The sequence below is a fragment of the Pseudomonas sp. W2I6 genome (assembly GCF_030815935.1).
Taxonomy (GTDB): Bacteria; Pseudomonadota; Gammaproteobacteria; order Pseudomonadales; family Pseudomonadaceae; genus Aquipseudomonas.
This window is the reverse complement of record NZ_JAUSXJ010000001.1, coordinates 2,383,130-2,408,633: the sequence shown is the minus strand read 5'-3', so window position 1 is coordinate 2,408,633 and position 25,504 is coordinate 2,383,130. Positions and strand designations below refer to the sequence as shown.

The 25,504-nt window shown below is 61.8% G+C and carries 21 protein-coding genes; 16 read left to right on the top strand and 5 right to left on the bottom strand.

What is annotated here, in order from left to right; translation table 11 throughout:
• The first annotated feature begins 431 nt into the window (after positions 1-431).
• From arnC to QF039_RS11360, 12 genes are all read left to right on the top strand, one after another.
• Entirely contained in the window at positions 432-1,466 is a 1,035-nt protein-coding gene (arnC, locus tag QF039_RS11415) for an undecaprenyl-phosphate 4-deoxy-4-formamido-L-arabinose transferase (RefSeq protein ID WP_003217633.1), read from the top strand.
• Entirely contained in the window at positions 1,463-3,454 is a 1,992-nt protein-coding gene (gene arnA, locus QF039_RS11410; RefSeq protein ID WP_307518140.1) for a bifunctional UDP-4-amino-4-deoxy-L-arabinose formyltransferase/UDP-glucuronic acid oxidase ArnA, read from the top strand. The genes arnC and arnA overlap by 4 nt, the downstream gene beginning before the upstream one ends.
• Positions 3,454-4,338 carry a 4-deoxy-4-formamido-L-arabinose-phosphoundecaprenol deformylase gene (arnD, locus tag QF039_RS11405; RefSeq protein WP_023658828.1) on the top strand — a complete coding sequence of 295 codons (885 nt, stop codon included), beginning with the start codon at positions 3,454-3,456 and terminating at the stop codon, positions 4,336-4,338. Before arnA ends, arnD begins: the two co-directional genes overlap by 1 nt.
• Positions 4,335-5,990 (top strand): lipid IV(A) 4-amino-4-deoxy-L-arabinosyltransferase, encoded by a 1,656-nt coding sequence (gene arnT, locus QF039_RS11400; RefSeq protein ID WP_307518135.1) that lies wholly within the window; start codon positions 4,335-4,337, stop codon positions 5,988-5,990. The genes arnD and arnT overlap by 4 nt, the downstream gene beginning before the upstream one ends.
• Entirely contained in the window at positions 5,987-6,334 is a 348-nt protein-coding gene (gene arnE, locus QF039_RS11395) for a 4-amino-4-deoxy-L-arabinose-phosphoundecaprenol flippase subunit ArnE (RefSeq protein ID WP_003217625.1), read from the top strand. The genes arnT and arnE overlap by 4 nt, the downstream gene beginning before the upstream one ends.
• Positions 6,331-6,744, top strand: coding sequence for a 4-amino-4-deoxy-L-arabinose-phosphoundecaprenol flippase subunit ArnF (arnF, locus tag QF039_RS11390; protein WP_003217623.1), 414 nt, complete (start codon positions 6,331-6,333; stop codon positions 6,742-6,744). The genes arnE and arnF overlap by 4 nt, the downstream gene beginning before the upstream one ends.
• Complete coding sequence (locus QF039_RS11385; RefSeq protein WP_102369058.1) at positions 6,741-8,120, top strand: UDP-glucose/GDP-mannose dehydrogenase family protein; 1,380 nt, start codon at positions 6,741-6,743, stop codon at positions 8,118-8,120. Before arnF ends, QF039_RS11385 begins: the two co-directional genes overlap by 4 nt.
• 3 nt (positions 8,121-8,123) lie before the next feature.
• A complete protein-coding gene (locus QF039_RS11380) occupies positions 8,124-9,746 on the top strand; it encodes a glycosyltransferase family 39 protein (RefSeq protein WP_301051154.1) in 1,623 nt (540 codons plus the stop codon).
• 521 nt (positions 9,747-10,267) lie between these two features.
• Positions 10,268-10,447, top strand: coding sequence for a type VI secretion system contractile sheath small subunit (locus tag QF039_RS11375; RefSeq protein WP_256344058.1), 180 nt, complete (start codon positions 10,268-10,270; stop codon positions 10,445-10,447).
• Between the two features lie 176 nt (positions 10,448-10,623).
• Positions 10,624-11,340, top strand: coding sequence for an HPP family protein (locus QF039_RS11370; RefSeq protein ID WP_102369056.1), 717 nt, complete (start codon positions 10,624-10,626; stop codon positions 11,338-11,340).
• Between the two features lie 124 nt (positions 11,341-11,464).
• A complete protein-coding gene (locus QF039_RS11365; RefSeq protein WP_102604351.1) occupies positions 11,465-12,568 on the top strand; it encodes an enoyl-CoA hydratase/isomerase family protein in 1,104 nt (367 codons plus the stop codon).
• A gap of 3 nt (positions 12,569-12,571) precedes the next feature.
• The gene (locus QF039_RS11360) at positions 12,572-13,723 is read left to right on the top strand and encodes an acyl-CoA dehydrogenase family protein (RefSeq protein ID WP_003217611.1); all 1,152 of its coding nucleotides are present in this window, start codon (positions 12,572-12,574) and stop codon (positions 13,721-13,723) included.
• 141 nt (positions 13,724-13,864) lie between these two features.
• On the opposite strand, the gene QF039_RS11355 is transcribed toward QF039_RS11360, so the two are convergent.
• The 5 genes from QF039_RS11355 to QF039_RS11335 are packed head-to-tail and all read right to left on the bottom strand — an operon-like array spanning position 13,865 to position 19,419.
• Positions 13,865-14,638 (bottom strand): enoyl-CoA hydratase, encoded by a 774-nt coding sequence (locus tag QF039_RS11355; RefSeq protein WP_003217608.1) that lies wholly within the window; start codon positions 14,636-14,638, stop codon positions 13,865-13,867.
• 9 nt (positions 14,639-14,647) lie between these two features.
• Complete coding sequence (locus QF039_RS11350) at positions 14,648-15,775, bottom strand: acyl-CoA dehydrogenase (RefSeq protein ID WP_307518123.1); 1,128 nt, start codon at positions 15,773-15,775, stop codon at positions 14,648-14,650.
• Positions 15,776-15,784: 9 nt separating this feature from the next.
• Positions 15,785-16,969 carry an acetyl-CoA C-acyltransferase gene (locus tag QF039_RS11345; RefSeq protein ID WP_087693007.1) on the bottom strand — a complete coding sequence of 395 codons (1,185 nt, stop codon included), beginning with the start codon at positions 16,967-16,969 and terminating at the stop codon, positions 15,785-15,787.
• Positions 16,970-16,979: 10 nt separating this feature from the next.
• Positions 16,980-17,747 carry an SDR family NAD(P)-dependent oxidoreductase gene (locus QF039_RS11340; RefSeq protein ID WP_307518120.1) on the bottom strand — a complete coding sequence of 256 codons (768 nt, stop codon included), beginning with the start codon at positions 17,745-17,747 and terminating at the stop codon, positions 16,980-16,982.
• A gap of 22 nt (positions 17,748-17,769) precedes the next feature.
• A complete protein-coding gene (locus QF039_RS11335) occupies positions 17,770-19,419 on the bottom strand; it encodes an AMP-binding protein (protein WP_307518118.1) in 1,650 nt (549 codons plus the stop codon).
• 765 nt (positions 19,420-20,184) lie between these two features.
• On the opposite strand from QF039_RS11335, the gene QF039_RS11330 reads away from it, so the two are divergent.
• From QF039_RS11330 to QF039_RS11315, 4 genes are all read left to right on the top strand, one after another.
• Positions 20,185-21,075 carry a bestrophin family protein gene (locus tag QF039_RS11330; RefSeq protein WP_087693011.1) on the top strand — a complete coding sequence of 297 codons (891 nt, stop codon included), beginning with the start codon at positions 20,185-20,187 and terminating at the stop codon, positions 21,073-21,075.
• A gap of 75 nt (positions 21,076-21,150) precedes the next feature.
• A complete protein-coding gene (locus QF039_RS11325; protein ID WP_307518116.1) occupies positions 21,151-22,209 on the top strand; it encodes a lipopolysaccharide assembly protein LapB in 1,059 nt (352 codons plus the stop codon).
• A gap of 111 nt (positions 22,210-22,320) precedes the next feature.
• Positions 22,321-23,823 (top strand): ATPase domain-containing protein, encoded by a 1,503-nt coding sequence (locus QF039_RS11320; protein WP_102369051.1) that lies wholly within the window; start codon positions 22,321-22,323, stop codon positions 23,821-23,823.
• Positions 23,820-25,490, top strand: a complete 1,671-nt coding sequence (locus QF039_RS11315; protein WP_307518112.1) for a response regulator — start codon at positions 23,820-23,822, stop codon at positions 25,488-25,490. Before QF039_RS11320 ends, QF039_RS11315 begins: the two co-directional genes overlap by 4 nt.
• The last annotated feature ends 14 nt before the right edge of the window (positions 25,491-25,504 follow it).

The following is a 25,504-nucleotide window of genomic DNA, read 5'->3' as shown; positions in this document are numbered from 1 at the left end:
CTTGCGCGGCATTGCAGAGAAGATTCTTCAGGAACCAGCCCGCGCGCGGAAAAAGCCTACCGGCCCTTCTCCCCTCATCGGCACGGCGTTGTCCGTACTTCTGCTGTTTACCTGAACCCTAGCTGTCTACCTGCCAAAAAAACGACTTTTTCATCTGCGTTTCATATTCGTTGAACATTTTTGCGCTTAATCTTGGCGGAACGACTTGAGAACGAACCGTACTTTGCAGGTTAACTCGTTGATTCCGCTTTACCTTTGAGCATTTTGGTCTTTACTCACGAAAGCCATGGAAGACCCACTGTGACCTGTCAGGACTGTCGAATGAATGCCACAAATCAACGCTATTTTTGATCGGATGCCCGGCATCCGAGGCTGACGATAACTGCTGTCTTTACGCTCCAAGTTGCTCTAACCCCCGAGGTAATGAATCTTTGAAACCCTATCCAATTCATTGCGTGTCGATCGTTATCCCGGTCTACAACGAACAAGAAAGCCTGCCTGAACTGCTGCGCCGCACCATGGCCGCCTGCAAACAACTGGCTTACGAATACGAAATCATCCTGGTGGACGACGGCAGCCGCGACAACTCCGCGCAATTGCTGGAAGACGCCGCCGCCCTCGAAGGCAGCAACGTGGTGGCGGTGATCCTCAACCGCAACTACGGCCAGCACGCCGCAATCATGGCCGGCTTCGAGCATTGCCGGGGCGACGTGGTGATCACCCTGGACGCCGACCTGCAAAACCCGCCGGAAGAAATCCCGCGTTTGGTCGAACAGGCCGCCCTGGGCTACGACGTGGTTGCCACCGTGCGCAACAACCGCCAGGACTCGGCCTTTCGCCGCTGGCCGTCGCGCCTGATCAACCTCGCCGTGCAACGCTCCACCGGCGTGGCCATGAGCGACTACGGCTGCATGCTGCGTGCTTATCGCCGCACCATCGTCGACGCCATGCTGGCCTGCCGCGAGCGCAGCACCTTTATCCCGATCCTGGCCAACAGTTTTGCGCGCCACACCACGGAAATCCTGGTGCATCACGCCGAGCGTGAACACGGCGAATCCAAATACAGCCCGATGCGCCTGATCAGCCTGATGTTCGACCTGCTGACCTGCATGACCACCACGCCATTGCGCCTGTTGAGCATCGTCGGTTTCAGCCTGGCGGCCCTGGGTATGCTCTTCGCCTTTGCACTGATCGTGCTGCGTATCGCTTTCGGTTCCGGTTGGGCCGGCGACGGCATGTTCGTGCTGTTCGCCGTATTGTTTGTGTTCACCGGTGGCCAGTTCATCGGCATGGGCCTTCTGGGTGAATACCTGGGCCGCATGTACAGCGATGTGCGGGCCCGCCCACGGTTCTTTATCGAAAAAGTGCTGCGCAACCAACCGGCAGCACCGGCCGAGACCTTTACGGTCGACGGCCTGACGTCCTCCCACACCTCTACTTCTCCTTCCGATCAGGTTTCGTCATGAATTCAAACGCTGTTGTCTTCGCTTACCACGATATTGGCTGTGCTGGCATTGAAGCCCTGCTCAATGCGGGTTACGAAATTGCTGCCGTGTTCACCCATGCCGATGATCCCAAGGAAAACAATTTCTACGGTTCCGTCGCCCAGCTGTGCGCCCGCAATGGCATCCCGGTGCACGCCCCGGAAGACGCCAACCACCCGCTGTGGATCGAGCGCATCGCCAAGCTGAACCCGGACTACATCTTCTCGTTCTACTACCGCAACCTGCTGAGCGAAGCCCTGCTGGCCACCGCCAAGAAAGGCGCGTTCAACCTGCACGGCTCCCTGCTGCCTAAATACCGTGGCCGCGCACCGGCCAACTGGGTGCTGGTGAACGGCGAAACCGAAACCGGCGTGACCCTGCACCGCATGGTCAAGCGTGCCGATGCCGGCGCGATCCTGGCCCAGCAGAAAGTCGTGATCGAGCGCACCGACACCGGCCTGACCCTGCACGCCAAACTGCGTGACGCCGCCACCAACCTGCTGCGCGATGCCCTGCCGCAACTGGCTCAAGGCAAGCTGACCGAAACCGCCCAGGACGAAAGCAAGGCCACCTACTTCGGTCGTCGCACCGCCGCAGACGGCAAACTGGATTGGAAAAAACCGGCTGAAGAGCTGTTCAACCTGGTTCGTGCCGTTACCCAACCATACCCGGGTGCCTTCTGCGCCGTGGGCGAGCACAAGCTGATCGTCTGGAACGCCGAAGTCGTCAAGGGCAACGAAGGCCTGGCGCCAGGCCGCGTGATCAGCGTCAACCCGCTGCGCATCGCCTGCGGTGAAGACTCCCTGGTGGTCAAGTCCGGCCAGCGCAACGAGAACGGCCTGTACCTGGCCGGCCCATCCCTGGCTGATGAACTGGGCCTGGTGGACGGTTCCGTACTGCGCGGCGCCGAGTCCGGCCGCAAGCCCCGTCGTACCCGCGTGCTGATCCTGGGCGTGAACGGTTTCATCGGTAACCACCTGTCCGAGCGCCTGCTGCGTGACGACCGCTACGAAATCTACGGCCTGGACATCGGCTCCGACGCCATCGAGCGCCTGCGCAGCCACCCGAATTTCCACTATGTGGAAGGCGACATCAGCATCCACTCCGAGTGGATCGAGTACCACATCAAGAAGTGCGACGTGGTCCTGCCGCTGGTGGCCATCGCCACCCCGATCGAATACACCCGCAACCCGCTGCGCGTATTTGAACTGGACTTCGAAGAGAACCTGAAACTGGTTCGCTACTGCGTGAAGTACAACAAGCGCGTGATCTTCCCGTCGACCTCCGAAGTGTATGGCATGTGCCAGGACCAGTACTTCGACGAAGACACCTCCAACCTGGTGGTGGGCCCGGTCAACAAGCAGCGCTGGATCTACTCGGTCTCCAAGCAACTGCTGGACCGCGTGATCTGGGCCTACGGCGACAAGGGCCTGAAGTTCACCCTGTTCCGTCCATTCAACTGGATGGGCCCGCGCCTCGACCGCCTGGATTCGGCCCGTATCGGCAGCTCCCGCGCCATCACCCAGTTGATCCTGAACCTGGTGGAAGGCACGCCGATCCGTCTGTTCGACGGTGGCGAGCAGAAGCGTTGCTTCACTGACATCGCCGACGGTATCGAAGCCCTGGCGCGCATCATTGATAACGACAACGACAACTGCAACGGCCAGATCATCAACATCGGCAACCCGGACAACGAAGCCAGCATCCGTCAGTTGGGCGAAGAACTGCTGCGTCAGTTCGAAGCTCACCCGCTGCGCAGCAACTTCCCTCCGTTTGCCGGTTTCCGCGACGTGGAAAGCAAGGCGTTCTACGGCACCGGTTACCAGGACGTGGCGCACCGCAAGCCAAGCATCGACAACGCCAAGCGCCTGCTGAACTGGGAGCCTACCGTGGAGATGAGCGAAACCATCGGCAACACCCTGGATTTCTTCCTGCGTGAAGCCATGCTCGAAATCGCGGACAAGCGTTGATGCAAGCGGGTCTACGCATCGACGTCGACACCTACCGAGGCACCCGCGAAGGGGTGCCAAGGTTGTTGGAGTCGCTTGATGAAGCCGGGGTCAAGGCGACCTTCTTCTTCAGCGTCGGGCCGGACAACATGGGGCGCCACTTGTGGCGCCTGATCCGCCCGCAGTTCCTGTGGAAGATGCTGCGCTCCAACGCTGCCGGTTTGTACGGCTGGGACATTTTGCTGGCCGGCACCGCGTGGCCGGGCAAACCCATCGGTCGCGACCTGGGGCACCTGATGCGCCAGGCCAAGGCCGCCGGGCATGAAGTCGGGCTGCACGCCTGGGATCATCACGGCTGGCAAGCCAACACCGGGCGCTGGAGCGATGCACAGCTGATCGAGCAGATTCGCCGTGGCGTCGACACCTTGAGCGACATCCTCGGTGAACCCATCGACTGCTCAGCCGCCGCGGGCTGGCGTGCCGATGAGCGCGTGGTGCAAGCCAAGCAACAGTTCAATTTCCGTTACAACAGCGATTGCCGTGGTACCAGCCTGTTCCGGCCGACCCTGGCGGATGGCAGTGCCGGCACACCACAAATTCCGGTGGACATGCCGACCTTCGACGAAGTCGTGGGCCCGGTGGTGGCCGCCAAGGATTTCAATAGCTACATCCTCGACCGCTTCAAGCCGTCGAAGCTCAACGTCTATACGATCCACGCAGAAGTAGAAGGGATTCTGATGGCCAATGATTTTCGCCAGTTGCTCGCCCAGGCAGGGCAGCGCGGCATCGCGTTCAAACCGTTGGGCGACCTGTTACCCGCCGACCTCACCACCCTGCCCCAGCAACAGCTGGTGCGTGGTGCGTTGAGCGGCCGTGAAGGCTGGCTCGGAGTGCAAAAGGCATGATCCGGCGCTGGGCCCTGCCCCTGCTCCTGCTGGCCTTCGGGGTGTTCTACCTGATCCCGTTGGCCACCCACGGCCTGTGGATCCCCGACGAAACCCGCTATGCGCAGATCAGCCAGGAAATGCTGCTGACCGGCAAATGGGCCTCGCCACACTTCATGGGGATTCGCTACTTCGAGAAACCGGCGGCCGGGTACTGGATGATCGCGCTGGGCCAGGCGATTTTCGGGCAGAACCTGTTCGGCGTGCGTTTTGCCTCGGCCTTGAGCACCGGCTTGAGCATCCTGCTGGTGTATTTCGTGGCCCGGCGTTTGTGGAACGACCCGCGCAAGAACCTGGTCAGCGCCGTGCTGTACATGAGTTTTGTGAGCGTCGCGTTCCTGGCGGGCTATGCGAACCTCGACCCGCAGTTCACCTTCTGGGTCAACCTGACCGGGGCGGCGCTGTGGTTCTGCTTCGACAGCACCACCACCCGCGGCCGGCTGTGGTCGTGGGCCTTGCTCGGGTTCGCCTGCGGCATGGGGTTCATGACCAAGGGTTTCCTTGCCTGGTTGCTGCCGGTGCTGATCGCCCTGCCCTACGTGCTCTGGCAAAAACGCATTCGTGAACTGCTCACCTATGGCCTGGTGGCCGTGGTGGTGGCGATTGTCGTGAGCCTGCCCTGGGCGCTGATGGTCCATGCCCAGGAACCGGACTACTGGAATTTCTTCTTCTGGCACGAGCACATCCAGCGCTTTGCCGGCGACGACGCCCAGCACTCCGAGCCCTTCTGGTATTACCTGCCGCTGATGGTTGCGTTCACCCTGCCGTGGATGGCGTTGCTGCCGTCCACCGTGAAGCAGGCATGGCTGGAAAAACGCAACAGCAAGGTCGCCTTCCTGCTGCTGTGGCTGCTGATGCCGCTGGCGTTCTTCAGCCTGGCCAAGGGCAAGCTGCCGTCGTACATCATGCCCTGCCTGCTGCCACTGGCGCTGCTGATGGGGCATACCCTCGCCGACAAACTGGCCCAGGCCCGTGGCCGCGTGCTGCGCATCAACGGCTGGGTGAATCTGGTCATTGGCGTATTGGCGTTGCTGGCCCTGACCTGGTTCCAGCTGAAAAAACCGGTGTACGAGCACGGCCAGGAAACACTCAGCCTGGTGCTGGTGTTCATCTTCCTGTTCGGCTGGATCATCGCCAACCTGCTGCAAGCCGCCCGCCCGTTGCACATGTGGGCCGCACCGGTGATCGGCAGCTGGTTGCTGGTGGCGCTGGTGCCGGCCGCGTTGCCGCACTCGGTGGTTTATAACAAGACCCCCGACCAGTTCATCATCGACCACCTCCAGGAGCTGCAGCCGACCACTGCGTTGCTGAGCAACGACCTCGGCGCCGCATCGGCCTTGTCATGGCGCCTGCAGCGTCCTGAAGTGATGCTCTACAACACCGTTGGCGAAGTGAAATACGGCATCGCCTTCCCGGACACCGCTTACCGCAAGATCGATGCCGCCAGCGTCCAGCAATGGATGAGCGAGGCGCGCAAGCAAGGCTCGGTGGGCGTGGTGATGCGGGTCAAGGGTGACGACGAACGCCAGGAAGTGGACCTGCTGCCCAAAGACGGCAAGCGTTACGAGCAGGGCAATATCGTGATTCTGATCTTCCCGCAGAGCGCGCCATGACCACTCTGTTGCTGTTGTTAGGTGCCTGCCTGCTGACCTGCATGGGCCAGGTGTCCCAGAAGTTTGCCGTGGAAGGCTGGCGTGACCAGCCCGACGGTTGGGCCCTGAAGCTGCGCTCGCCGTGGCTGTGGTCGGCGCTGGTGTGCCTGGGCCTGGGTTTGCTGGTGTGGCTGCTGGTGCTGCAACGCCTGGAAGTCGGCATCGCCTACCCGATGCTGAGCCTCAATTTTGTATTGGTCACCCTGGTGGCGCGCTTTGTGTTCCATGAACACATCGATGGTCGCCACTGGTTCGGCGTGCTGCTGGTGATTGCCGGTGTGGTGCTGCTGGGGCGCCAGGTATGAGTCGCGCTCGCGGTTTTGCCCTGGCCCTGGGCAGCGTGGCACTGGTCAGCGGTGCCCAGTTGGGCATGCGCTGGAGCATGACGCGCCTGCCACTGCCTGCTGAATGGCTGACAGCACTCGACACGGGTGCCATCGACCTCGGCGCGCTGGGCGTGGTGATCCTGGCGATCATCGCCTATGCCCTGTCGATGCTCTGCTGGCTTGGCGCACTGAAAGACCTGCCGCTGGGCCGTGCCTACTCGCTGCTCAGCATCAGCTACGCATTGGTCTACCTGCTGGCCGCCAGCCTGCCGGTGTTTAACGAACATTTTTCGCTTTCAAAAACTGCGGGAGTGGCCTTGGTCATCCTCGGAGTCCTGACTATCAACTCTCGTCGTGCTAGCACCACAAGTCCCAGGAATGCCCCATGAAAATCAGTGTATTTGGTAGTGGTTACGTCGGTCTGGTGCAGGCCACCGTATTGGCCGAAGTCGGTCACGATGTCATCTGCATGGACGTTGACGAGAACAAGGTCAAGCTGCTGCAACAGGGCCACGTGAGCATCTTCGAGCCGGGGCTGGCGGCCATGGTCAAGGAAAACCTCGAAGGCGGACGCCTGACGTTTACCTATGATGAAAAACTCGCCGTCGAACATGGCGAAGTGCTGTTCATCGCCGTGGGCACCCCCTCCGATGAAGACGGCTCGGCCGACCTGAAATACGTGCTGTCCGTGGGCGATGCAGTGGCTCGCCACCGTATCGACCCGGTGATCCTCGTGGAAAAATCCACCGTACCCGTAGGCACCGGCGACACCTTGCGTGCGCACATGGAAAAAGCCCTGCGCATTGCCGGCCGCCACCTGGAGTTCGATATCGTCTCCAACCCGGAATTCCTCAAGGAAGGCTCGGCCGTTGCCGACTGCCGCCGCCCGGACCGGATCGTCATCGGCTGCGAACGTGAAGAAGTGCGCGAGGTGATGCGTGAGCTGTATGCACCGTTCAACCGCAACCACGACCGCATCATCTTCATGGACCTGCGCAGCGCCGAACTGACCAAGTACGCCGCCAACTGCATGCTGGCCACCAAGATCAGCTTTATCAACCAGATCGCCGAACTGGCCGAACACCTGGGCGCCGACATCGAAGCCGTGCGCCTGGGCATTGGTGCCGACTCGCGTATCGGCTACCACTTCATCTACCCGGGCTGTGGTTATGGCGGCTCGTGTTTCCCCAAGGACATGCGCGCCCTGATCCACAGCGCCAAGGCCGCCAACTGCTCCAGCGACCTGCTGGAGGCCGTGGAAGCCATCAACCAGCGCCAGAAGAGCAAGCTGTTCGAACGCGCCAATGCATTCTTCAAGGGCGACCTGCGTGGCAAGACCTTCGCCTTGTGGGGCCTGGCGTTCAAGCCCAACACCGACGACATGCGCGATGCGCCAAGCCGGGTGCTGATGGAAGCCTTGTGGGCCGCCGGCGCCAATGTACGTGCGTTTGACCCGGAAGCCATGCAGGAAACCCAGCGCATCTACGGCGACGACCCGCGCCTGATGCTGATGGGCACCCCGGAATCCACCCTGAGTGGCTCTGACGCCTTGATCATCTGCACCGAATGGCAACAGTTCAAGGCACCGGACTTCGACCTGATCCAGCAACGCCTGAAAACCCCGGTGATCTTCGACGGCCGCAACCTGTACGACGGCGAACGCCTGGCACGCAAAGGCATCCAGTACTTCCCGATGGGCCGCGGCGATTCCTGCAACTTGCCGATCCCCCAGCAAAACTGGGCGCCTCAGGCCGAGGAAGCCTGAGACGTGGACAAAGCTCATCGGCCCCTGCTCAGCCCGACGATCCGCCGACACTCATGGATCCTGGGGCTGCTGGCCCTGATCCTGTTTGTCGCGGGCAACTGGAACCAGGCAATCATCGGCTTTGACTCGCGCTTCGTGCTGTTCGCCCAGGAGATGCTGCGCCACGGGCCGGGGTTCTTCCCGACCACGTACGGGCAACCTTATGCCGATTACCTGGCCACCTCGACGCTGCTGACCTGGCTGCTGTCGGTGCCCCTGGGGCAGGTCACCAGCCTGACGGCCTGGCTGCCCACGGCCATCGCTTCGGCGCTGATCGTGGTGCTGCTCTACCGGCTGACCGCGCCCTACTCCCGGCGCTGGGCACTGCTGAGCATCGCGGTGATGCTGCTCAGCAGTACCTTCATCAGCGAAACCCGCGCGGTGTCCCTCGACCAGATGCTGGCGGCAGTGGCCCTGACAGTCTTCTACCTGGGTTACGCCCACGACCACTTCGGCGCCGGCAAGCGCCTGCACTGGCTGTTTGCGCTGCTGATCGTGGGGTTCGCGATCCGTGGGCCGATCGGCCTGGTGATCCCCACCGGCATGCTGTGCAGCTATTACCTGATCAACCGGCAATGGCGCCAGCTCTTCAGTTTCGGCCTGCTGGCGTTGGCGTTACTGGCGGCGTGCGTGGGCCTGCTGTTGCTGCTGGCCAAGCTCAGTGGCGGTGAAACGTTCATGCAGGACGTGATCCGCATGCAGTTCCTGGGTCGCATGGACGGCACCGAAGGCTCCGGCAGCGCGCTGTATTACTTCAGCAGTTCGCTGGGCAACTACGCGCCGGCGTATCCGTTGGCAATACTCGCGCTGATTGCGATTGTCGCCGGTGGCCGCGAGGACAAGGGCCCGGCGCTGAAACTGGTGCTGTACTGCCTCGCCGCCGGCTTGATCGTGATGATCGGCTTGTCGGTGCCCCAGGCGAAAAAAGCGCGCTATGTGCTGCCGATGCTGCCCCTGGCAGCAATCATCGCCGCGTATCCGTTCCAGGTGTCGCGAGGCAGACTGTTCGCCGGGCTGCGCTGGCTGATGCTGGGGTTGTGGACGGTCATTCCGGGGCTGCTGATCGCAGGCTTGTTCGTGGCGCGTCACCGCTTCCCCGAGCAGATTGGCAGCCTCAATCCGGTGTTCGGGATCCTGATCGCGCTCCAGGTACTGGTACTGGGCTTGCTGTTCAACCGGCGGCTTCGCTACGTGGGCCCGGCCTTCGCCGCGGTGTTGGCGGTGTGGCTGGCGTATATCGTGATGGTCGAGCCGCTGGAGCGCCGGTTGTATGACACGCGCACCTTTACCCTCCAGGCCCATGCGCTGACCCAGCAACAACCGGCGCCGCTGGTACTGCACGCACTGGGCAAGGACGCAAAAGCCATCAAGTTCATGGTCAACCTCGATTGCGACCGGGTGCCGTTGTTTACCCAGTTGCCTGCCGACCTGGCGCCGATCCAGGCTCCTGCATGGCTGATCATGAGCCAGTCGGACTATGAAGCGTTGAGCGACCCGCGTTTTCGTTCACTGCAGCCGGTACTGACCGGCCAGTTCGACAAGAACCCTTACGTACTGCTGCATTTGATCAAACCCGCACAACCTTGATACAGGGCGCGGGATAAGCGGAACCAACCGCTTATCCCGCGCCAGTACATTCAGTAGTTATAAATCCAAGTGTATGTAAGAAACTTCTTTGCCCATTCAACTTCGAAACTTTTAGCGTAGCAACTATCGAGAAACATCCTACGCATCTATACGCTGCTACCGATAAGACGCCCTCTTCCCGCCCCTAGCCCTCGACTGTAGACTCGCCTGCCAAGCGAGTTAATTATTTAATACCTTTTAACTATTTTCAGAAGTTCCAAAGGTGCGGTGTAAGGCATTCCTGTTACTTTCGAAAGAAACTCGACGAACGTAGCAGCAAGCCATCAATCAAGACATGCCCCGCTTAAACGAACAGTCGAAATAACAATAAAGACCTTTTAAACAGCATTCAGCGCTGCCGTTTATTTCATTTAGAGGAATGTTTTGTGTCCGACCGTCGATTGCCCGAGCCTTCAACCTCTGACGCTGTCGCGCCTTTGTCCCGCGACAGAGTCAATGCGGGTTACATCCCGCTGCCAAAACTGGATCGGCTGATGGAACTGCGTGATGCACTGGTGGTGCTCAAGGGGCCATTGGCCAACAATCCATCGCTGCGGGAAAATGTACAAAACCTGCTGATCAACGAGGAAACCGATGACCGTGTGCTGGGCAAGATCAGCAACCCCATGCCACCGCCAACCCGCCTGATACCGTTTGGCTGACACGTTTTACTGCAAAAATACTGCACTTGACCTGCATTAATATGCATTGGCAGCAGTCTTCATCGATTGGCACACTGCGCAGGTTCCTCCCCCAAATGCAGGAACTTCTTTAAAGGGCTTTTCCGGGAAACCAGGCAAGCCTTTTTTTTCGCCCGCTTTTCACGGATCGTCTGTCAATGCTCGCTCGCTGGTTACCCGCTGCCATCAATACCCGCCCTGCCGAATGGAGTCGTGCCGCCATCGGCATGGCCCTGGGCACACTGTTCAGCGTCTGGGTGTGCGCCCAGGTGTTCGGCACCGAGGTGGCCCTGCACCTGATAGGCCCGCTGGGAGCCTCGGCGGTGCTGCTGTTTGCCGTATCCTCCGGCGCGCTGGCCCAGCCCTGGTCGATCATCGGCAGCTACCTGTGTGCCGGGATTGTTGCGCTGCTGGTGGCCCGGGTATTGGGCCGAACGCTGGGCAGCGCATGCCTGGCTGCCGGGATGACCGTGATCCTGATCTGCTGGCTGCGCTGCCTGCATCCACCGGCGGGCGGCCTGGCCATGAGCCTGGTGCTGGCTGACCCCGCCTCGATTGCCATGGGCTGGCACGAACTTGCCGCAGTCATGCTGGGAGCCACGGCCTTGTTGGCCTGCGCGCTGGCCTACAACAACGCCACGCGCACGCGTTACCCCAAGGGCACCCGCGAACCGGCTGCGCCGATCTTTATGCCAATCGCCACCGAAAACCCCGGGATCAGCGCCGAGGACCTCAAGCAGGCCCTCGCCGAGCGCGAGCAGTTCCTGGACGTTACCCCGCAGGAACTGGAAGAGCTGATCCAGGCCAGCGAGCGGTATGCCCGGCGGCGCACCATCGGCGCGGTTTTCCAGCACCAGGGCCAGCCTCCTCCATAAGGCAAAAATGCAAAAACGACCTGCATGATTTCGACTTGTACTGGGCAAATTTGCACTGGTACGATCGCGAGATGGTTCGCCCGCGAACATCTTGATAAAGAACAATAAAAGCAGGGAGTTAGAGATGACTGCTCAGGTTTCATCCGAGGCAAGCAGCGCCGGGATTGTGCAAGACGAGGTCCTGGCGCACGTACGCAACCATATTGGCCACCTGACCCTCAATCGCCCCGCAGGCCTTAACGCCCTCACCCTGGACATGGTCCGCAGCCTCAGCCGGCATTTGCAGGCGTGGGCGGAGGATCCCCAGGTGCATGCCGTGGTGTTGCGCGGTGCCGGTGAAAAAGCCTTCTGCGCCGGCGGCGACATTCGCTCGCTGTACGACAGCTTCAAGAGCGGCGACACCCTCCACGAAGACTTCTTCGTCGAGGAATACGCCCTCGACCTCGCCATTCACAACTATCGCAAACCGGTCCTGGCACTGATGGACGGCTTCGTCCTTGGCGGTGGCATGGGCCTGGTGCAAGGCGCCGACCTGCGGGTGGTCACCGACCGCAGCCGCCTGGCAATGCCCGAGGTGGCCATCGGGTATTTCCCTGACGTGGGCGGCAGCTATTTCCTGCCGCGCATTCCCGGGGAACTGGGGATCTACCTCGGGGTGACCGGCGTGCAGATTCGTGCCGCCGACGCCCTGTATTGCGGCCTGGCGGACTGGTACCTCGACAGCGCCCGGCTCGCCGACCTCGACCAGCGCCTGGACCGCCTGGAATGGCACGATTCTCCCCTCAAGGACCTGCAAGGCCTGCTGGCCAGCCTCGCGGTGCAACAATTGCCCGACGCCCCCCTGGCGGCGCTACGCCCAGCCATCGATCACTTCTTTGCCTTGCCGGACGTGCCGAGCATCGTCGAGCAATTGCAGCAAGTCACCGTCGCCGACAGCCATGACTGGGCATTGACCACCGCCAGCCTGATGCAGACGCGCTCCCCCCTGGCCATGGCCGTGACCCTGCAGATGCTGCGTCGCGGGCGCCACCTGCCGCTGGAGCAATGCTTTGCCCTGGAACTGCACCTGGACCGCCAATGGTTTGCCCGTGGCGACCTGATCGAAGGCGTCCGCGCCCTGCTGATCGACAAGGACAAAACCCCTCGCTGGAACCCTCCAACCCTGCAGGCGTTGGAGGCTGATCATGTCGAAAGCTTCTTCCGCGACTTCGACAAGAACGGGAACTAAGTCATGCAAGATATTGAATTTACAGAAGAACAAGTGATGATCCGCGACATGGCGCGGGACTTTGCCCGTGGCGAAATCGCCCCCCACGCCCAGGCTTGGGAAAAGGCCGGCTGGATCGACGATGCTTTGGTCGCCAAGATGGGCGAGTTGGGTTTGCTGGGCATGGTGGTGCCCGAAGAATGGGGCGGCACCTACGTCGACTACGTGGCCTACGCCCTGGCAGTGGAAGAGATTTCCGCTGGCGACGGCGCTACCGGCGCACTGATGAGTATCCATAATTCAGTGGGTTGCGGGCCAATCCTAAACTACGGCTCACAAGCACAAAAGGAAACCTGGTTGGCGGAACTGGCCAGCGGCCAGGCCATCGGTTGCTTCTGCCTTACCGAACCCCAGGCCGGTTCCGAAGCGCACAACCTGCGCACCCGCGCCGAACTGCGGGACGGCCAGTGGGTGATCAACGGCGCCAAGCAGTTTGTCAGCAACGGCAAGCGCGCCAAGCTGGCGATCGTGTTTGCAGTGACCGACCCGGACCTGGGCAAGAAAGGCATCTCGGCGTTCCTGGTGCCGACCAACACCCCGGGGTTCGTGGTGGACCGTACCGAACACAAGATGGGCATTCGTGCCTCGGACACCTGTGCCGTCACCCTCAACCAGTGCACCGTGCCGGAAGCCAACCTGCTGGGTGAACGCGGCAAGGGCCTGGCCATCGCCCTGTCCAACCTCGAAGGCGGACGCATCGGGATTGCCGCCCAGGCGCTGGGTATTGCGCGTGCCGCCTTTGAGGCCGCGCTGGCCTATGCCCGTGACCGGGTGCAGTTCGACAAGGCGATCATCGAGCACCAGAGCGTGGCCAACTTGCTGGCCGACATGCAAACCCGCCTGAATGCGGCGCGCCTGCTGATCCTGCATGCCGCCCGATTGCGCAGTGCGGGCAAGCCATGCCTGTCGGAGGCCTCCCAGGCCAAGCTGTTTGCCTCGGAAATGGCCGAGAAGGTGTGCTCTTCAGCCATGCAGATTCATGGGGGTTATGGCTATCTGGAGGACTACCCGGTGGAGCGTTACTACCGGGATGCGCGGATTACCCAGATTTACGAGGGCACCAGCGAGATTCAGCGGATGGTGATTGCCAGAGAATTGAAAAACTACCAGCTGTAACAGGTATTTCGCATAACCCATGTGGGAGCGGGCTTGCTCGCGAAGGCGGTGGATCAGTCGATACATCGGGTGACTGTAATACCGCCTTCGCGAGCAAGCCCGCTCCCACATTTTTTGATCTTCAGCGTTTCAGGACAGTGTTTACTTGTCCTTGAACTCCGGCGCACGCTTGGCCACAAACGCCGCCATGCCTTCCTTCTGATCCAGCGTGGCAAACGCCGCGTGGAACACCCGGCGCTCAAAGCGCACGCCTTCGGACAGGCTCACTTCAAACGCGCGGTTGACGCTTTCCTTGACCATCATGCTGATGGGCACCGACTTGCCGGCGATCAGGGTCGCGACCTTCAGTGCTTCGTCCAACAGCTCATCCGCCGGCACTATGCGCGCGACGATCCCGCAGCGCTCGGCTTCCACCGCATCGATAAAGCGCCCGGTCAGGCACATTTCCATGGCCTTGGCCTTGCCCACGGCGCGGGTCAGGCGCTGGGTGCCGCCCATGCCCGGCAGCACGCCGAGGTTGATTTCCGGCTGGCCAAACTTGGCGTTGTCACCCGCCAGGATGAAGTCGCACATCAAGGCCAGTTCACAGCCGCCACCCAGGGCAAACCCGTTGACCGCCGCAATGATCGGCTTGCGGCGGTTGGCCACGCGATCGCTGTCGCTGAACAGGTCGTCGAGGTAGATCTGCGGATAGGTCAGCTCGGCCATTTCCTTGATGTCGGCACCGGCGGCAAAGGCTTTTTTCGAGCCGGTTAGCACGATGCAGCCGATTTCCGGGTTGGCTTCCAGGCTGTCCAGCGCCTGGTTCAGCTCGCTGACCAGTTGCGCGTTCAGGGCGTTCAGCGCTTGCGGGCGATTGAGGGTGATCAGCCCGACCCGGCCCTGCACGTCCAGCAAAATGCTTTCGTAACTCATAGAGACTCCTCAGAGATTGCGTGAAATGACCATGCGTTGAATATCGCTGGTGCCTTCGTAAATCTGGCAGACCCGCACATCGCGGTAGATCCGCTCCAGGGGAAAGTCGCTCAGGTAACCGTAACCGCCGAGGGTTTGCAAGGCTGCCGAGCAGACCTTTTCGGCCATTTCCGAAGCAAACAGCTTGGCCATGGACGCTTCCACCAGCGCCGGCTTGCCGCTGTCACGCAGGGCGGCGGCGTAATGCACCATCTGCCGCGCCACGGCGATTTGCGTCGCCATGTCCGCCAGGCGGAAGGCCACGGCCTGGTGCTCGATGATCGGCTTGCCAAAGCTTTCCCGCTCGCGGGCGTAGTCCCGGGCCGCCTCAAACGCCGCCCGTGCCATGCCTACCGCTTGCGAAGCAATGCCGACACGCCCGCCTTCGAGGTTGGCCAGGGCGATCCGGTAGCCTTCGCCCTCCTCGCCCAAACGATTGGCCACCGGCACCTGCACATCCTCAAACAGGATCTGGCAGGTGTCGGAAGCATGCTGGCCCAGCTTCTCCTCGACCCGCGCAACGCTGTAGCCCGGCGCGTCGGTGGGCACGATAAAGGCGCTGATGCCGCGTTTGCCGGCAGCCGGATCGGTGACTGCAAACACAATCACGATCCCGGCGTTTTGCCCGGAGGTGATGAACTGCTTGCAGCCATTCAAGACGTAGTGATCGCCCTCCAGCCGGGCACGGGTTTTCAGGCCGCTGGCGTCGGAACCGGCCTGGGGCTCGGTCAAGGCAAACGCACCGAGCATCGCGCCACTGGCCAGGGGCTTGAGGAACTGCTCGCGCTGTTGATCATTGCCGAACTTGAGGATCGGCACGCAGCCCACGGAGTTGTGCACGCTCATGATGGTCGAGCAGGCGCCGTCACCGGCAGCGATCTCTTCCAGGGCCATGGCGTAGGCCAGGTAGCCGGTATCACAGCCGCCCCATTGCTCCGGGACCAGCATGCCGAAAAAGCCCAGCTCGGCCATTTCACCAATGGCTTCCTTGGGAAAGCGATGCTCGCGGTCCCACTCGGCAGCGAACGGTTTAAGGCGTTCCTGGGCAAATTGCCGGGCGGCTTCGCTGATTTGCAGTTGTTCGTCATTCGGCAGCATAGGTGTTCCTTAGTACAGGCATTCAACGGCCATGGCCGTGGCTTCACCGCCGCCGATGCAGATAGCTGCAACGCCACGCTTGAGGCCTTTCTGGCGCAGGGCCGAAAGCAGGGTCACCAGGATCCGCGCGCCGGACGCGCCAATCGGATGGCCCAGGGCACAGGCACCGCCGTGGATGTTGACCTTGCTGTGGGGAATCTCCAGCTTGCTCATGGTCACCAGGCTGACCACGGCAAAGGCTTCGTTGATTTCAAACAGGTCGACTTCGTCGAGGTTCCAGCCGGTCTTGCTCATCAGCTTGCGGATCGCCCCCACCGGCGCTACCGGGAACAGGCCAGGCTCATCGGCAAACGCCGCGTGGCCATGGATCACCGCCAGAGGCTTGAGCCCGCGCTTGTGCGCTTCGGACTGGCGCATCAGCAGCAGCGCCGCCGCACCGTCGGAAATCGAACTGGAGTTGGCTGCCGTCACCGTACCGCCTTCACGGAAGGCCGGCTTCAGGGTGGCGATCTTGTCCAGCTTGGCTTTCGGCGGCTGTTCGTCGTGGATGATGGTTTTCTGTTCCTTGCCCACGGTGACCTGCACCGGGACGATTTCGGCGATGAAGTTGCCGTCGGTGATCGCCTGTTGCGCACGGGTCAGGGACGCAATCGCGAACGCGTCCTGGGCCTCGCGGGAAAAGCCGTTGTGCTCGGCGCAGTCCTCGGCAAAGGTGCCCATCAGGCGGCCCTTGTCGTAGGCGTCTTCAAGGCCGTCGAGGAACATGTGGTCGAGCACCCGGCCGTGGCCCATGCGATAGCCGCTGCGGGCACGGTCCAGCAGGTACGGCGCGTTGGACATGCTTTCCATGCCACCGGCGATGACCACCTCCACGCTGCCTGCCAGCAACGCGTCATGGGCGAGGATCGTGGCTTCCATGCCCGAGCCGCACATCTTGTTGAGGGTGGTGCAGCGCGTGGACTTGTCCAGGCCAGCACCCAGCGCCGCCTGGCGTGCCGGCGCCTGGCCGAGGCCGGCGGGCAGCACGCAACCGAACAGCACTTCATCCACGGCATCGGAAGCGATACCGGCGCGTTCGACCGCTGCACGAATCGCCGCAGCGCCCAGTTGCGGAGCGGTGAGGCCTTTGAGATCGCCCTGGAACCCGCCCATCGGGGTGCGTACCGCGCTGACAATAACGATTGGATCAGTCATGAAAATCTCCTTATTTGGCTGCCATGCGCAAGGCACCGTCGAGACGGATCACCTCGCCGTTGAGCATGCTGTTTTCAATGATATGCCGCACCAGCGCGGCGTACTCGCCTGGCTTGCCCAGACGCGGCGGGAATGGCACGCCGGCGGCGAGGGATTCGCGCACTTGCGGCGTCATGCCCGCCATCATCGGTGTTTCAAAAATGCCGGGGGCAATGGTCATCACCCGAATCCCGTAGCGCGCCAGCTCACGGGCGGCAGGCAGAGTCAGGCTGGCGATCGCGCCCTTGGAGGCGGCATACGCCGCCTGGCCGATCTGGCCGTCAAACGCCGCCACCGAAGCGGTGTTGATGATCACACCGCGCTCGCCATCGGCATTGGCCTCGGTTTCAGCGATAGCCGCCGCCGCCAGGCGCAGCAGGTTGAAACTGCCGATCAGGTTGACGTTGATCACCTGGGCGAAGTTGGCCAGAACGTGGGGGCCATTCTTGCCAAGGATTTTCTCGCCGCGAACCACACCGGCGCAGTTGACCAATCCGTGCAAACCACCAAAGGCCGCAACCGTGGCCTGCACCGCCGCTTCGGCGGCGGCTTCCTGGCTGATATCCGCGACCACGCTGCGGGCTTGCTCGCCGAGCTTTTGCGCCTGGGCCGCGACGGCGTCAGCGTTCAAATCCACCAGCATTACCTTGGCACCGGCTGCTACGAGCATCTCGGCCGTTGCCGCGCCGAGGCCTGAAGCGCCACCGCTGACCAGAAAAACCTTGTTCTCAATCTGCATCATTGTTTCCTTGAAGAATGGGTCACGCCGTGGCCGCCTGGGCCTTGGCAATTTCCTGATTACGCAAAATGAAGCGTTGCAGCTTGCCGCTCGGGGTCTTGGGCAGCTCGCTGACAAATTCGATTTCCCGCGGGTACGAGTGAGCGGCCAGGCGCTTGCGCACGTGCTGGCGCAGCTCTTCGGCCAGGGCCGGCTCGGCGCGGTACTGTTCGCTGAGCACCACAAACGCCTTGACGATCTCGGTGCGTTCCGGACATGGCTTGCCCACTACGGCGGCCTCCACCACGGCCGGATGCTCGATCAAGGCGCTCTCTACGTCGAACGGCCCCACGCGATAGCCGGAAGTGGTAATCACATCGTCGCTGCGCCCGACAAAGCTGATGCTGCCGTCGGGGTTCAGCTCCACGGTGTCGCCGCTGAGGTAGTACTTGCCGACGAAGGCTTTGGTCTTGACCCCGTCGTAGCCGGCGAACCAGCACATCGGCGATTGTTCACGGTCGATGGCGAGGATGCCCGGTTGGCCGGCTGGCAACTCCTGATAGTTGTCGTCCAACACCACGATGCGGTGGCCTGGCGAGGCAAAGCCGGCAGAGCCCACGTGCACCGGGTGTTCCAGGCCGTGGTGGTTGCACAGCACCATGCCCAATTCGGTCTGGCCGTAGTGGTCGTGGATGGTCACGCCGAGGTTATCGGCGAACCAGCGGATCACTTCCGGGTTCAAGGGCTCGCCGGCGCTGCTGACAATGCGCAGCTTGCCCTTGATCGACTGGGCGAACTGCTCGCCGCCGGCGATCAGCAGGCGATAGGCCGTGGGCGATCCGGTGAGGTTGGTGATCCCGTATTTGTTGATGACGCGGCAGGTGCTTTCGAGGGTGAACGGGCCGTCGTAGAAGGTGATTGGATGGCCCATGGACAAGGGGCCGGTCACGCCGAAATAGATGCCGTAGGCCCAGCCCGGGTCGGCGACGTTCCAGAATGCGTCTTCAGGGCGCAGGTCGACGGCGTCGCGGGTGTAGCTCTGGAATGCCACGATTGCCTTGAGCGGTACTGCCAGGGATTTCGACGGGCCGGTGGTGCCGGAGGTGAACATCAGCAGGAACGGGTCGTCGGCGCCCAGCAATACGGGCTCGCAGAGGTTGGAATAGTTGGGCAGTTCGGCCCAGAAGCTGAAATCACCGCGCACGATGCCTTCGCCATTGGGGCCGGCGACGGTGACGATGGTTGGGCAGTCGGCCACTTCATTGAGTTTGGGGCGGTTTACCGCGTCGGTCACCACCAGCGCGGCGCCGGAGCTGTTGAGGCGGTGTTCGATGGCTTTGGGGCCGAAGGCGGTGAACAGCGGCTGATAGACCGCGCCGATGCGCCAGGTGGCGAGTACCACTATCAGTAACTCGGCGGTGCGTGGCAGGAGGCCTGCTACCTTGTCGCCGCGCTTTACGCCTTGGGCCAGGAGGAAGTTGGCGAAGCGGGCGGCCTGGTCTTGCAGTTGGGTGAAGGTGGATGTGGCGCTGCGGCCGTCCTTGCCCTCCCAGAACAGTGCGATGCGGCCAGGTAATGCGTGGCGGTCGCAGCATTCGACGCAGGCGTTGAGGGCCTGCAGGTTGCCCGACAAGGCAGCGTCGACGGTGTGTTGGTAGTTGAACTGGGTGGTGGCAGCCGAGTAATCACGCATCGCTTCAAATCCCTGTGTGTTTTTTATTTTCAGGATGGGTACGTAGACCGGTGAAATAGTCGCTCTAGAGCGGTGGGGGGGCAATGGTCAAAGCTTTCAACTTGATTGACTGGTTTGGCCAATGGGGGGCGCTGTTTGGTGTGTGTATATCCGTTTTTTGGGTGATAGCTTGTATTGGTTCCGCTCTTACAGCGGCTCACTTTTGAACAGCGCAAAAGTAAGCAAAACGCTCTTGCCCCACCACTCGGCACCTCGCTTAGGCTCGGTGTGCCCTCACTCCGGCTTTGGACCGTGGGCCGCCGTCATGGGCCATCCTTGGCCCAGGACGGCTAACCCGGCGTCCTGCCGGGTTACCCACGCTCCAAAGCCTGCGTTCGGCCAGCGTGGTTTAACGGGGCGCCTAAGATCAAGATCAAGATCAAGATCAAGATCAAAAGCAAGAGCACAGCGGCCTACCGGCCGGCTTGAGTGTTGAAGAGCAAAATCAAAAGCTAAAGCGGGCACGGTCCAAATGTGGGAGCGGGCTTGCTCGCGAAGGTCGTTAACGATGACGCTGGCATTCTGGATGAACGCGGCGCCCTCAGGTTTTTCGCGAGCAAGCCCGCTCCCACAGAAAAGCAGATCTGCTTTCGCTCTGGTCACCGAAAAAACGGATATGTACCCAATCCCGATAGACCCCACCAATCACCCAGTCAGCCCAAGCAATTGGACGCAACGCAAACATGCTTCTAACCTGACAGCCTGCGCCACCCAAGAAGCCCGCCCATGATCGTCCGTCCCAAACCCAACCTGCTCGGCATCCTGTTCTCTCTCAAGGGCTCGATCGCCAAACGCATTGCGCTGCGCAGCCTGCTGGTCACCCTCCTGGCCTCAGTCATCGTGCTGGTAGAAACCCTGCACCCGGCCTACTTTTCCAAGGTCAACGCCACACCCTTCACACTGCTGGGGCTGTCACTGTCCATCTTCATGAGCTTTCGCAACAACGCCTGCTACGACCGCTGGTGGGAAGGCCGCAAACAACTGGGCCAGATGATCATCGAGATCCGCTCACTGATCCGCGAAACCCAGGTCCTCAACCCTGCCGAACGCAAACACGTCCTGCGCAGCCTGTGCGGTTTCGCCCATGGCCTGATCGCCCGCCTGCGCCTGGAAGACGAAAGCCAGGCGATCAAACCGTGGGCCAACCCAGAACCCGGCCACCCGAACCTGCCCGACAGCATCCTGCAAGACCTCGGCGCCCGCTGCTCGAACCTCGCCGAACAGGGCCACATCAGCGACTGGCGCTACACCCAACTGGAAACCCGGCTGTACGGCCTGAGCCAGGTCCAGGCCTCCTGTGAGCGGATCAAACACACCCCGCTGCCCTTCCCCTACACCTTGCTGCTGCACCGCACCATCTACCTGTTCTGTATCCTGCTGCCCTTCGCCATGGCCGAGCCGCTGGGCTGGCTGACCCCGGTGTTCACCGCCATCGTCAGCTACACCTTCTTCGGCCTGGACGAAATCGGCGACGACCTCGAAGACCCGTTCGGCTTCGACGAAAACGACCTGCCCTGCAACGCCATCGTGCGCACCCTGGAGCGCGAGATTCTCGCCGCCCTCGGCGAAACCACGCTGCCGCCGGCCCTTGAGCCGATTGAGTTCGTGCTGACGTGATGCGGGTTTGACACTCGCGATAACCTGACCGAAGCTGATGGCTTTGCACTAGCTGCCCAGCTTTCGGACGCCTGCATGTCAAAGTCACGCCGTTACTCCATCGTCGGCCTGTGCGCCCTGTTGTTTATTGTGCTGATCACCTGGTATTTCACCCGCACCACGCCGGTGGTGGTGCCCCCGGCCATCGCCCATGGTTACGCCAAGGCCTTGAAACAGGCGCACAACGGTGAACCCGGCGCTGCCCGGGTGCTGTATCAACAGTTGGGCCGCCCGGACCTCTCCGATGTGCGCCGCGCCGCCCTGCATGCCGAACTGCCCAACTACCCCAGCCCCCAGGCCCTCAAGCTGGCGGACAAGGACCTGGCCAACGACGCGCCAATGGTGCGCGAGGCGGCGATTCACAGCATTGTCGGCCTGGTGCCCAGCGGCCAGCGCACGCTGTTGCTCGGGCCACTGCTGGATGACCCGGAGCAAAGCGTCAGGTTTGCCGCGGCCAATGCCTTGCTCGGGCTGTCCCCGGATACCCTGGGCCTGTACTTCGGCCCGTTGCAGCAAGTGCTCGACGAATACGTAAAGCTGCTCAAGGGCCAACCCGAAAGCCCCGAAGGCTGGATCCAGCTGGCACGCCTGTACATTCACAGCGCGCTGCTGCCCGACGCACAAAGCGCCCTGGAGCAGGCGATGCGCCTGCAACCGGACAACCTGCAAGCCGTGGTCGCGCAAATTGAACTGCTGGACAAGCAGGGCAAGGTCGACGAGTCCCGCCAACTCCTGGCCAAACAGTTGCAGGCCCACCCCGATTCGGCCTACCTGCAACATGCCCTGGGCATGTGGCTGCTGCACCATGGCGAGCGCGCCTTTGCCCTGCTCAGCCTGTCCCGGGCGGTGGAGCTTGAACCGAACAATCAGGATTACCGCTACGACCTGGCCACCACCCTGCACGCCCAGCAGGAACTGGAGGCCGCCCAGCGCCAGCTGGAAGAAATCATCCAGCGCAACCCGGCCAATCGCAAAGCCAGGGTGCTGCTGGTCAATTACTGGAAGGAAACAGGCCAGTTGCAGAATGTGCAGGTGCTGCTGGCACAGCTTGAACAGCAGAATCCGGACGACCCGGCGCTGCAACAGGGCCTGTAAAAGCGGTATTTGATACAAAACGTTGAACCGCCACACGGCGCCAAGGTCAAGTAAATATGGCGCGCCCCAGACGGCGCTGCCGACTACTTATTTGTGACCCGAGGGCACTTCTTGTCTACATCCAAAGAGCTGTTCACAGCAAAGGCGGCCACCGGTATTGAAGGTCTGGACGACATTCTTGCCGGAGGGCTTTCCCGTAGCCATTTGTTCCTGCTGGAAGGTGAACCCGGCACCGGTAAAACCACCGTGGCCCTGCATTTCCTCCAGGCCGGCGCAAAAAACGGCGAACGATCGCTGTACATCACCCTGTCGGAAACCGAGCGCGAGTTGCGCCAGGGTGCCAAGTCCCATGGTTGGGACCTGGACGAACACATTCACATCTTTGAACTGACCCCCCCCGAAAGCCTGCTCAACGCCGAGCACCAGCAGAGCCTCCTGTATTCTTCGGACCTTGAGCTGGGCGAAGCCACCCGGCAGATTTTCGAAGTGGTGGAACGGGTCAAGCCTACCCGCGTCGTGATCGACAGCCTTTCGGAAATCCGCCTGCTGGCGCAAAGCTCCCTGCGCTATCGCCGGCAGATCCTGGCGATCAAGCACTACTTCGTGCGCTACGACGCCACCGTGCTGCTGCTGGACGACCTGACCACCGAGTCCCTCGACAAGACCGTACACAGCGTGGCCCACGGTGTGATTCGCCTGGAAGAACTGACCCCCAACTACGGCGCCGAGCGCCGCCGCGTGCGGATCGTGAAGTACCGTGGCCAGAAGTACCGTGGCGGTTTTCACGACTTCACCATCATGGAAGACGGCGTACATGTGTTCCCGCGCCTGGTGGCAGCCGAGCACCGTGGCGGCTACAACCGCCAGACCCTCACCAGCGGCATCCGCGAGATGGACGCCCTGTTGGGTGGCGGGATCGAGACCGGTTCCAGCACCTTGATCCTGGGCCCGGCCGGTACCGGCAAATCGCTGATCTCGATGATCTTTGCCGCGGCAGCCGTCTCCCGGGGCGAAAAAGCCGCGCTGTTCATTTTTGACGAAGAGCTGGGCCTGCTGTTCGAGCGCATGAAGAACATGGGCATCGACCTGGAGGCCCTGCAAGCCACCGGCAACCTGCTGATCGAACAGGTCGACGCCGCCGAGTTGTCCCCCGGCGAGTTCTCCCATCGGGTGCGCCGCTGTGTGGACGAACGCGGGATCAAAACCGTGGTGATCGACAGCGTCAACGGCTATCAGGCCGCGATGCCGGAAGAGAACGCGTTGATCCTGCACATGCACGAACTGCTGCTGTACCTCAACCGCCGTGGCGCCGCGACCTTCATGACCGTCGCCCAGCACGGGCTGGTGGGCGACATGCAGGCGCCGGTGGACATTACCTATCTGGCCGACACCGTGATCCTGCTGCGTTACTTCGAAGCGCTGGGCAAGGTGCGGCGTGCGATTTCGATCATCAAGAAACGCACCGGCAGCCACGAATCGACCATTCGCGAATACCGCATCGGCAGTCGTGGCATGACCATCGGCGAACCGCTTGATGCGTTCCAGGGTGTATTGCGCGGCGTACCGACCTACATGGGCACCGACAACCCGCTGCTCAAGGATGAAAGTTCATGAGTGGCCTGCCGGCCATTTTCGAACGGGCGATCATTCTGGCGCCCCTGGGTCGCGACAGCTCCCTGGCGTTGATGATGCTCAATGAGGCCGGTTTCAACGGCATCATCGCCAGCCATTTGCAGATGCTCTGCGAGGAGCTGGAGCACGGTGCCGGCTTGCTGGTCATTGCTGCCGAAGCCCTGCGCGGTATCGACCTGGAACCGCTGCTCACGTACCTGCATCAACAACCGGCGTGGTCAGACCTGCCGATTGTGCTGATGACGCACCACGGCGGCAGCGAACAGAATGGCTCGTCGCACCTGAGCACCTTGCTGGGCAACGTGACGTTCCTGGAGCGTCCGTTCCACCCGATCACCCTGATCAGCCTCGTGACCACGGCGCTGCGTGGACGTCGTCGGCAATACGAGGCCCGCGACCGGCTGATCGACCTGAGCCAGAGCGAACAGCGCCTGCAAAGCACCCTGGAAACCCTTGAGCAACAGGTGGAAGAACGCACGGCGCAGTTGCGCAATAACGAAGAAGCGTTGCGCCAGTCGCAGAAAATGGAAGCCGTCGGCCAATTGACCGGCGGCATCGCCCATGACTTCAACAACATGCTGACCGGCATCATCGGCAGCCTGGAACTGCTGCGCAGGCGCGTGGCTCGGGGCCGCACCGAAGACCTCGACAGCCTGATCGACCTGGGTGTCACGTCGGCCAACCGCGCAGCAGCCCTGACCCACCGCCTGCTGGCCTTCTCCCGCCGCCAGTCGCTGGATTCGAAACCGGTGCAGATCAATCAGCTGGTGAGCTCCATGGGTGAGCTGCTGCAACGCAGCCTGAATGAAAGCATTGCCCTGGATATCCGCCTGACCGAGCAACTCTGGACCGCCGAAGCCGACCCCAACCAGCTGGAAAGCGCCCTGCTCAACCTCGCCATCAATGCCCGGGATGCGATGCCCGACGGCGGCAAACTGGTGGTGGAAACCACCAACCGCCACCTCGACAGCGTGTTTACCGCAGCCTACGGCACACTGACTCCGGGCGACTATGTGGAATTGAGCGTCAGCGACACCGGCTGCGGCATGCCGGAGAGCGTGATCAGCCGCGCGTTCGACCCGTTCTTCACCACCAAGCCGATCGGCCAGGGCACCGGGCTGGGGCTGTCGATGATCTATGGGTTTGCGCGCCAGTCCCATGGGCATGTGACGATTCACAGCGTGGTGGGCCAAGGCACTACCGTCAGCCTGTTCCTGCCACGGTTTGTCGGCGAGGTAGTGGCTGATGAACAGGTCAATCCGGCGCTGCTGCCGTTCGCCAATGCCGGCGAGACCGTGCTGATCGTCGAGGACGACCCGGCCGTGCGGGTGCTGGTCAGCGCCGTGCTGAGTGAACTGGGCTATGCCTTCGTCGAAGCCGGTGATGCCGACAGTGCCATGCGGATCATCGAGTCCAGCCAGCGCATTGACCTGCTGATCAGCGACGTTGGCCTGCCCGGCATGAACGGCCGGCAACTGGCGGAGATCGGCCGGCAGGTGCGGCCCGAGTTGAAGGTGTTGTTTATTACCGGCTATGCAGAGCATGCGGCTGTACGGGGCGGTTTTCTGGACCCGGGCATGCAGATGATCACCAAGCCGTTCACCTTTGATCTGTTGACGGCAAAGGTGAGGGAGATGATCAAGGCTTGAAGAGGGAGTGTGTT

Excerpts from the sequence above, each read along its gene's own strand:
- arnF (WP_003217623.1), top strand. The coding sequence starts at position 6,331 with ATGAGTCGCGCTCGCGGTTTTGCCCTGGCCCTGGGCAGCGTGGCACTG.
- QF039_RS11325 (WP_307518116.1), top strand. The coding sequence starts at position 21,151 with ATGTCAAAGTCACGCCGTTACTCCATCGTCGGCCTGTGCGCCCTGTTG.
- arnT (WP_307518135.1), top strand. The coding sequence starts at position 4,335 with ATGATCCGGCGCTGGGCCCTGCCCCTGCTCCTGCTGGCCTTCGGGGTG.
- QF039_RS11385 (WP_102369058.1), top strand. The coding sequence starts at position 6,741 with ATGAAAATCAGTGTATTTGGTAGTGGTTACGTCGGTCTGGTGCAGGCC.
- arnA (WP_307518140.1), top strand. The coding sequence starts at position 1,463 with ATGAATTCAAACGCTGTTGTCTTCGCTTACCACGATATTGGCTGTGCT.
- QF039_RS11340 (WP_307518120.1), bottom strand. The coding sequence starts at position 17,747 with ATGCAGATTGAGAACAAGGTTTTTCTGGTCAGCGGTGGCGCTTCAGGC.
- arnE (WP_003217625.1), top strand. The coding sequence starts at position 5,987 with ATGACCACTCTGTTGCTGTTGTTAGGTGCCTGCCTGCTGACCTGCATG.
- QF039_RS11335 (WP_307518118.1), bottom strand. The coding sequence starts at position 19,419 with ATGCGTGATTACTCGGCTGCCACCACCCAGTTCAACTACCAACACACC.
- QF039_RS11355 (WP_003217608.1), bottom strand. The coding sequence starts at position 14,638 with ATGAGTTACGAAAGCATTTTGCTGGACGTGCAGGGCCGGGTCGGGCTG.
- QF039_RS11345 (WP_087693007.1), bottom strand. The coding sequence starts at position 16,969 with ATGACTGATCCAATCGTTATTGTCAGCGCGGTACGCACCCCGATGGGC.
- QF039_RS11330 (WP_087693011.1), top strand. The coding sequence starts at position 20,185 with ATGATCGTCCGTCCCAAACCCAACCTGCTCGGCATCCTGTTCTCTCTC.
- QF039_RS11350 (WP_307518123.1), bottom strand. The coding sequence starts at position 15,775 with ATGCTGCCGAATGACGAACAACTGCAAATCAGCGAAGCCGCCCGGCAA.
- QF039_RS11370 (WP_102369056.1), top strand. The coding sequence starts at position 10,624 with ATGCTCGCTCGCTGGTTACCCGCTGCCATCAATACCCGCCCTGCCGAA.
- QF039_RS11360 (WP_003217611.1), top strand. The coding sequence starts at position 12,572 with ATGCAAGATATTGAATTTACAGAAGAACAAGTGATGATCCGCGACATG.
- QF039_RS11315 (WP_307518112.1), top strand. The coding sequence starts at position 23,820 with ATGAGTGGCCTGCCGGCCATTTTCGAACGGGCGATCATTCTGGCGCCC.
- arnD (WP_023658828.1), top strand. The coding sequence starts at position 3,454 with ATGCAAGCGGGTCTACGCATCGACGTCGACACCTACCGAGGCACCCGC.
- QF039_RS11365 (WP_102604351.1), top strand. The coding sequence starts at position 11,465 with ATGACTGCTCAGGTTTCATCCGAGGCAAGCAGCGCCGGGATTGTGCAA.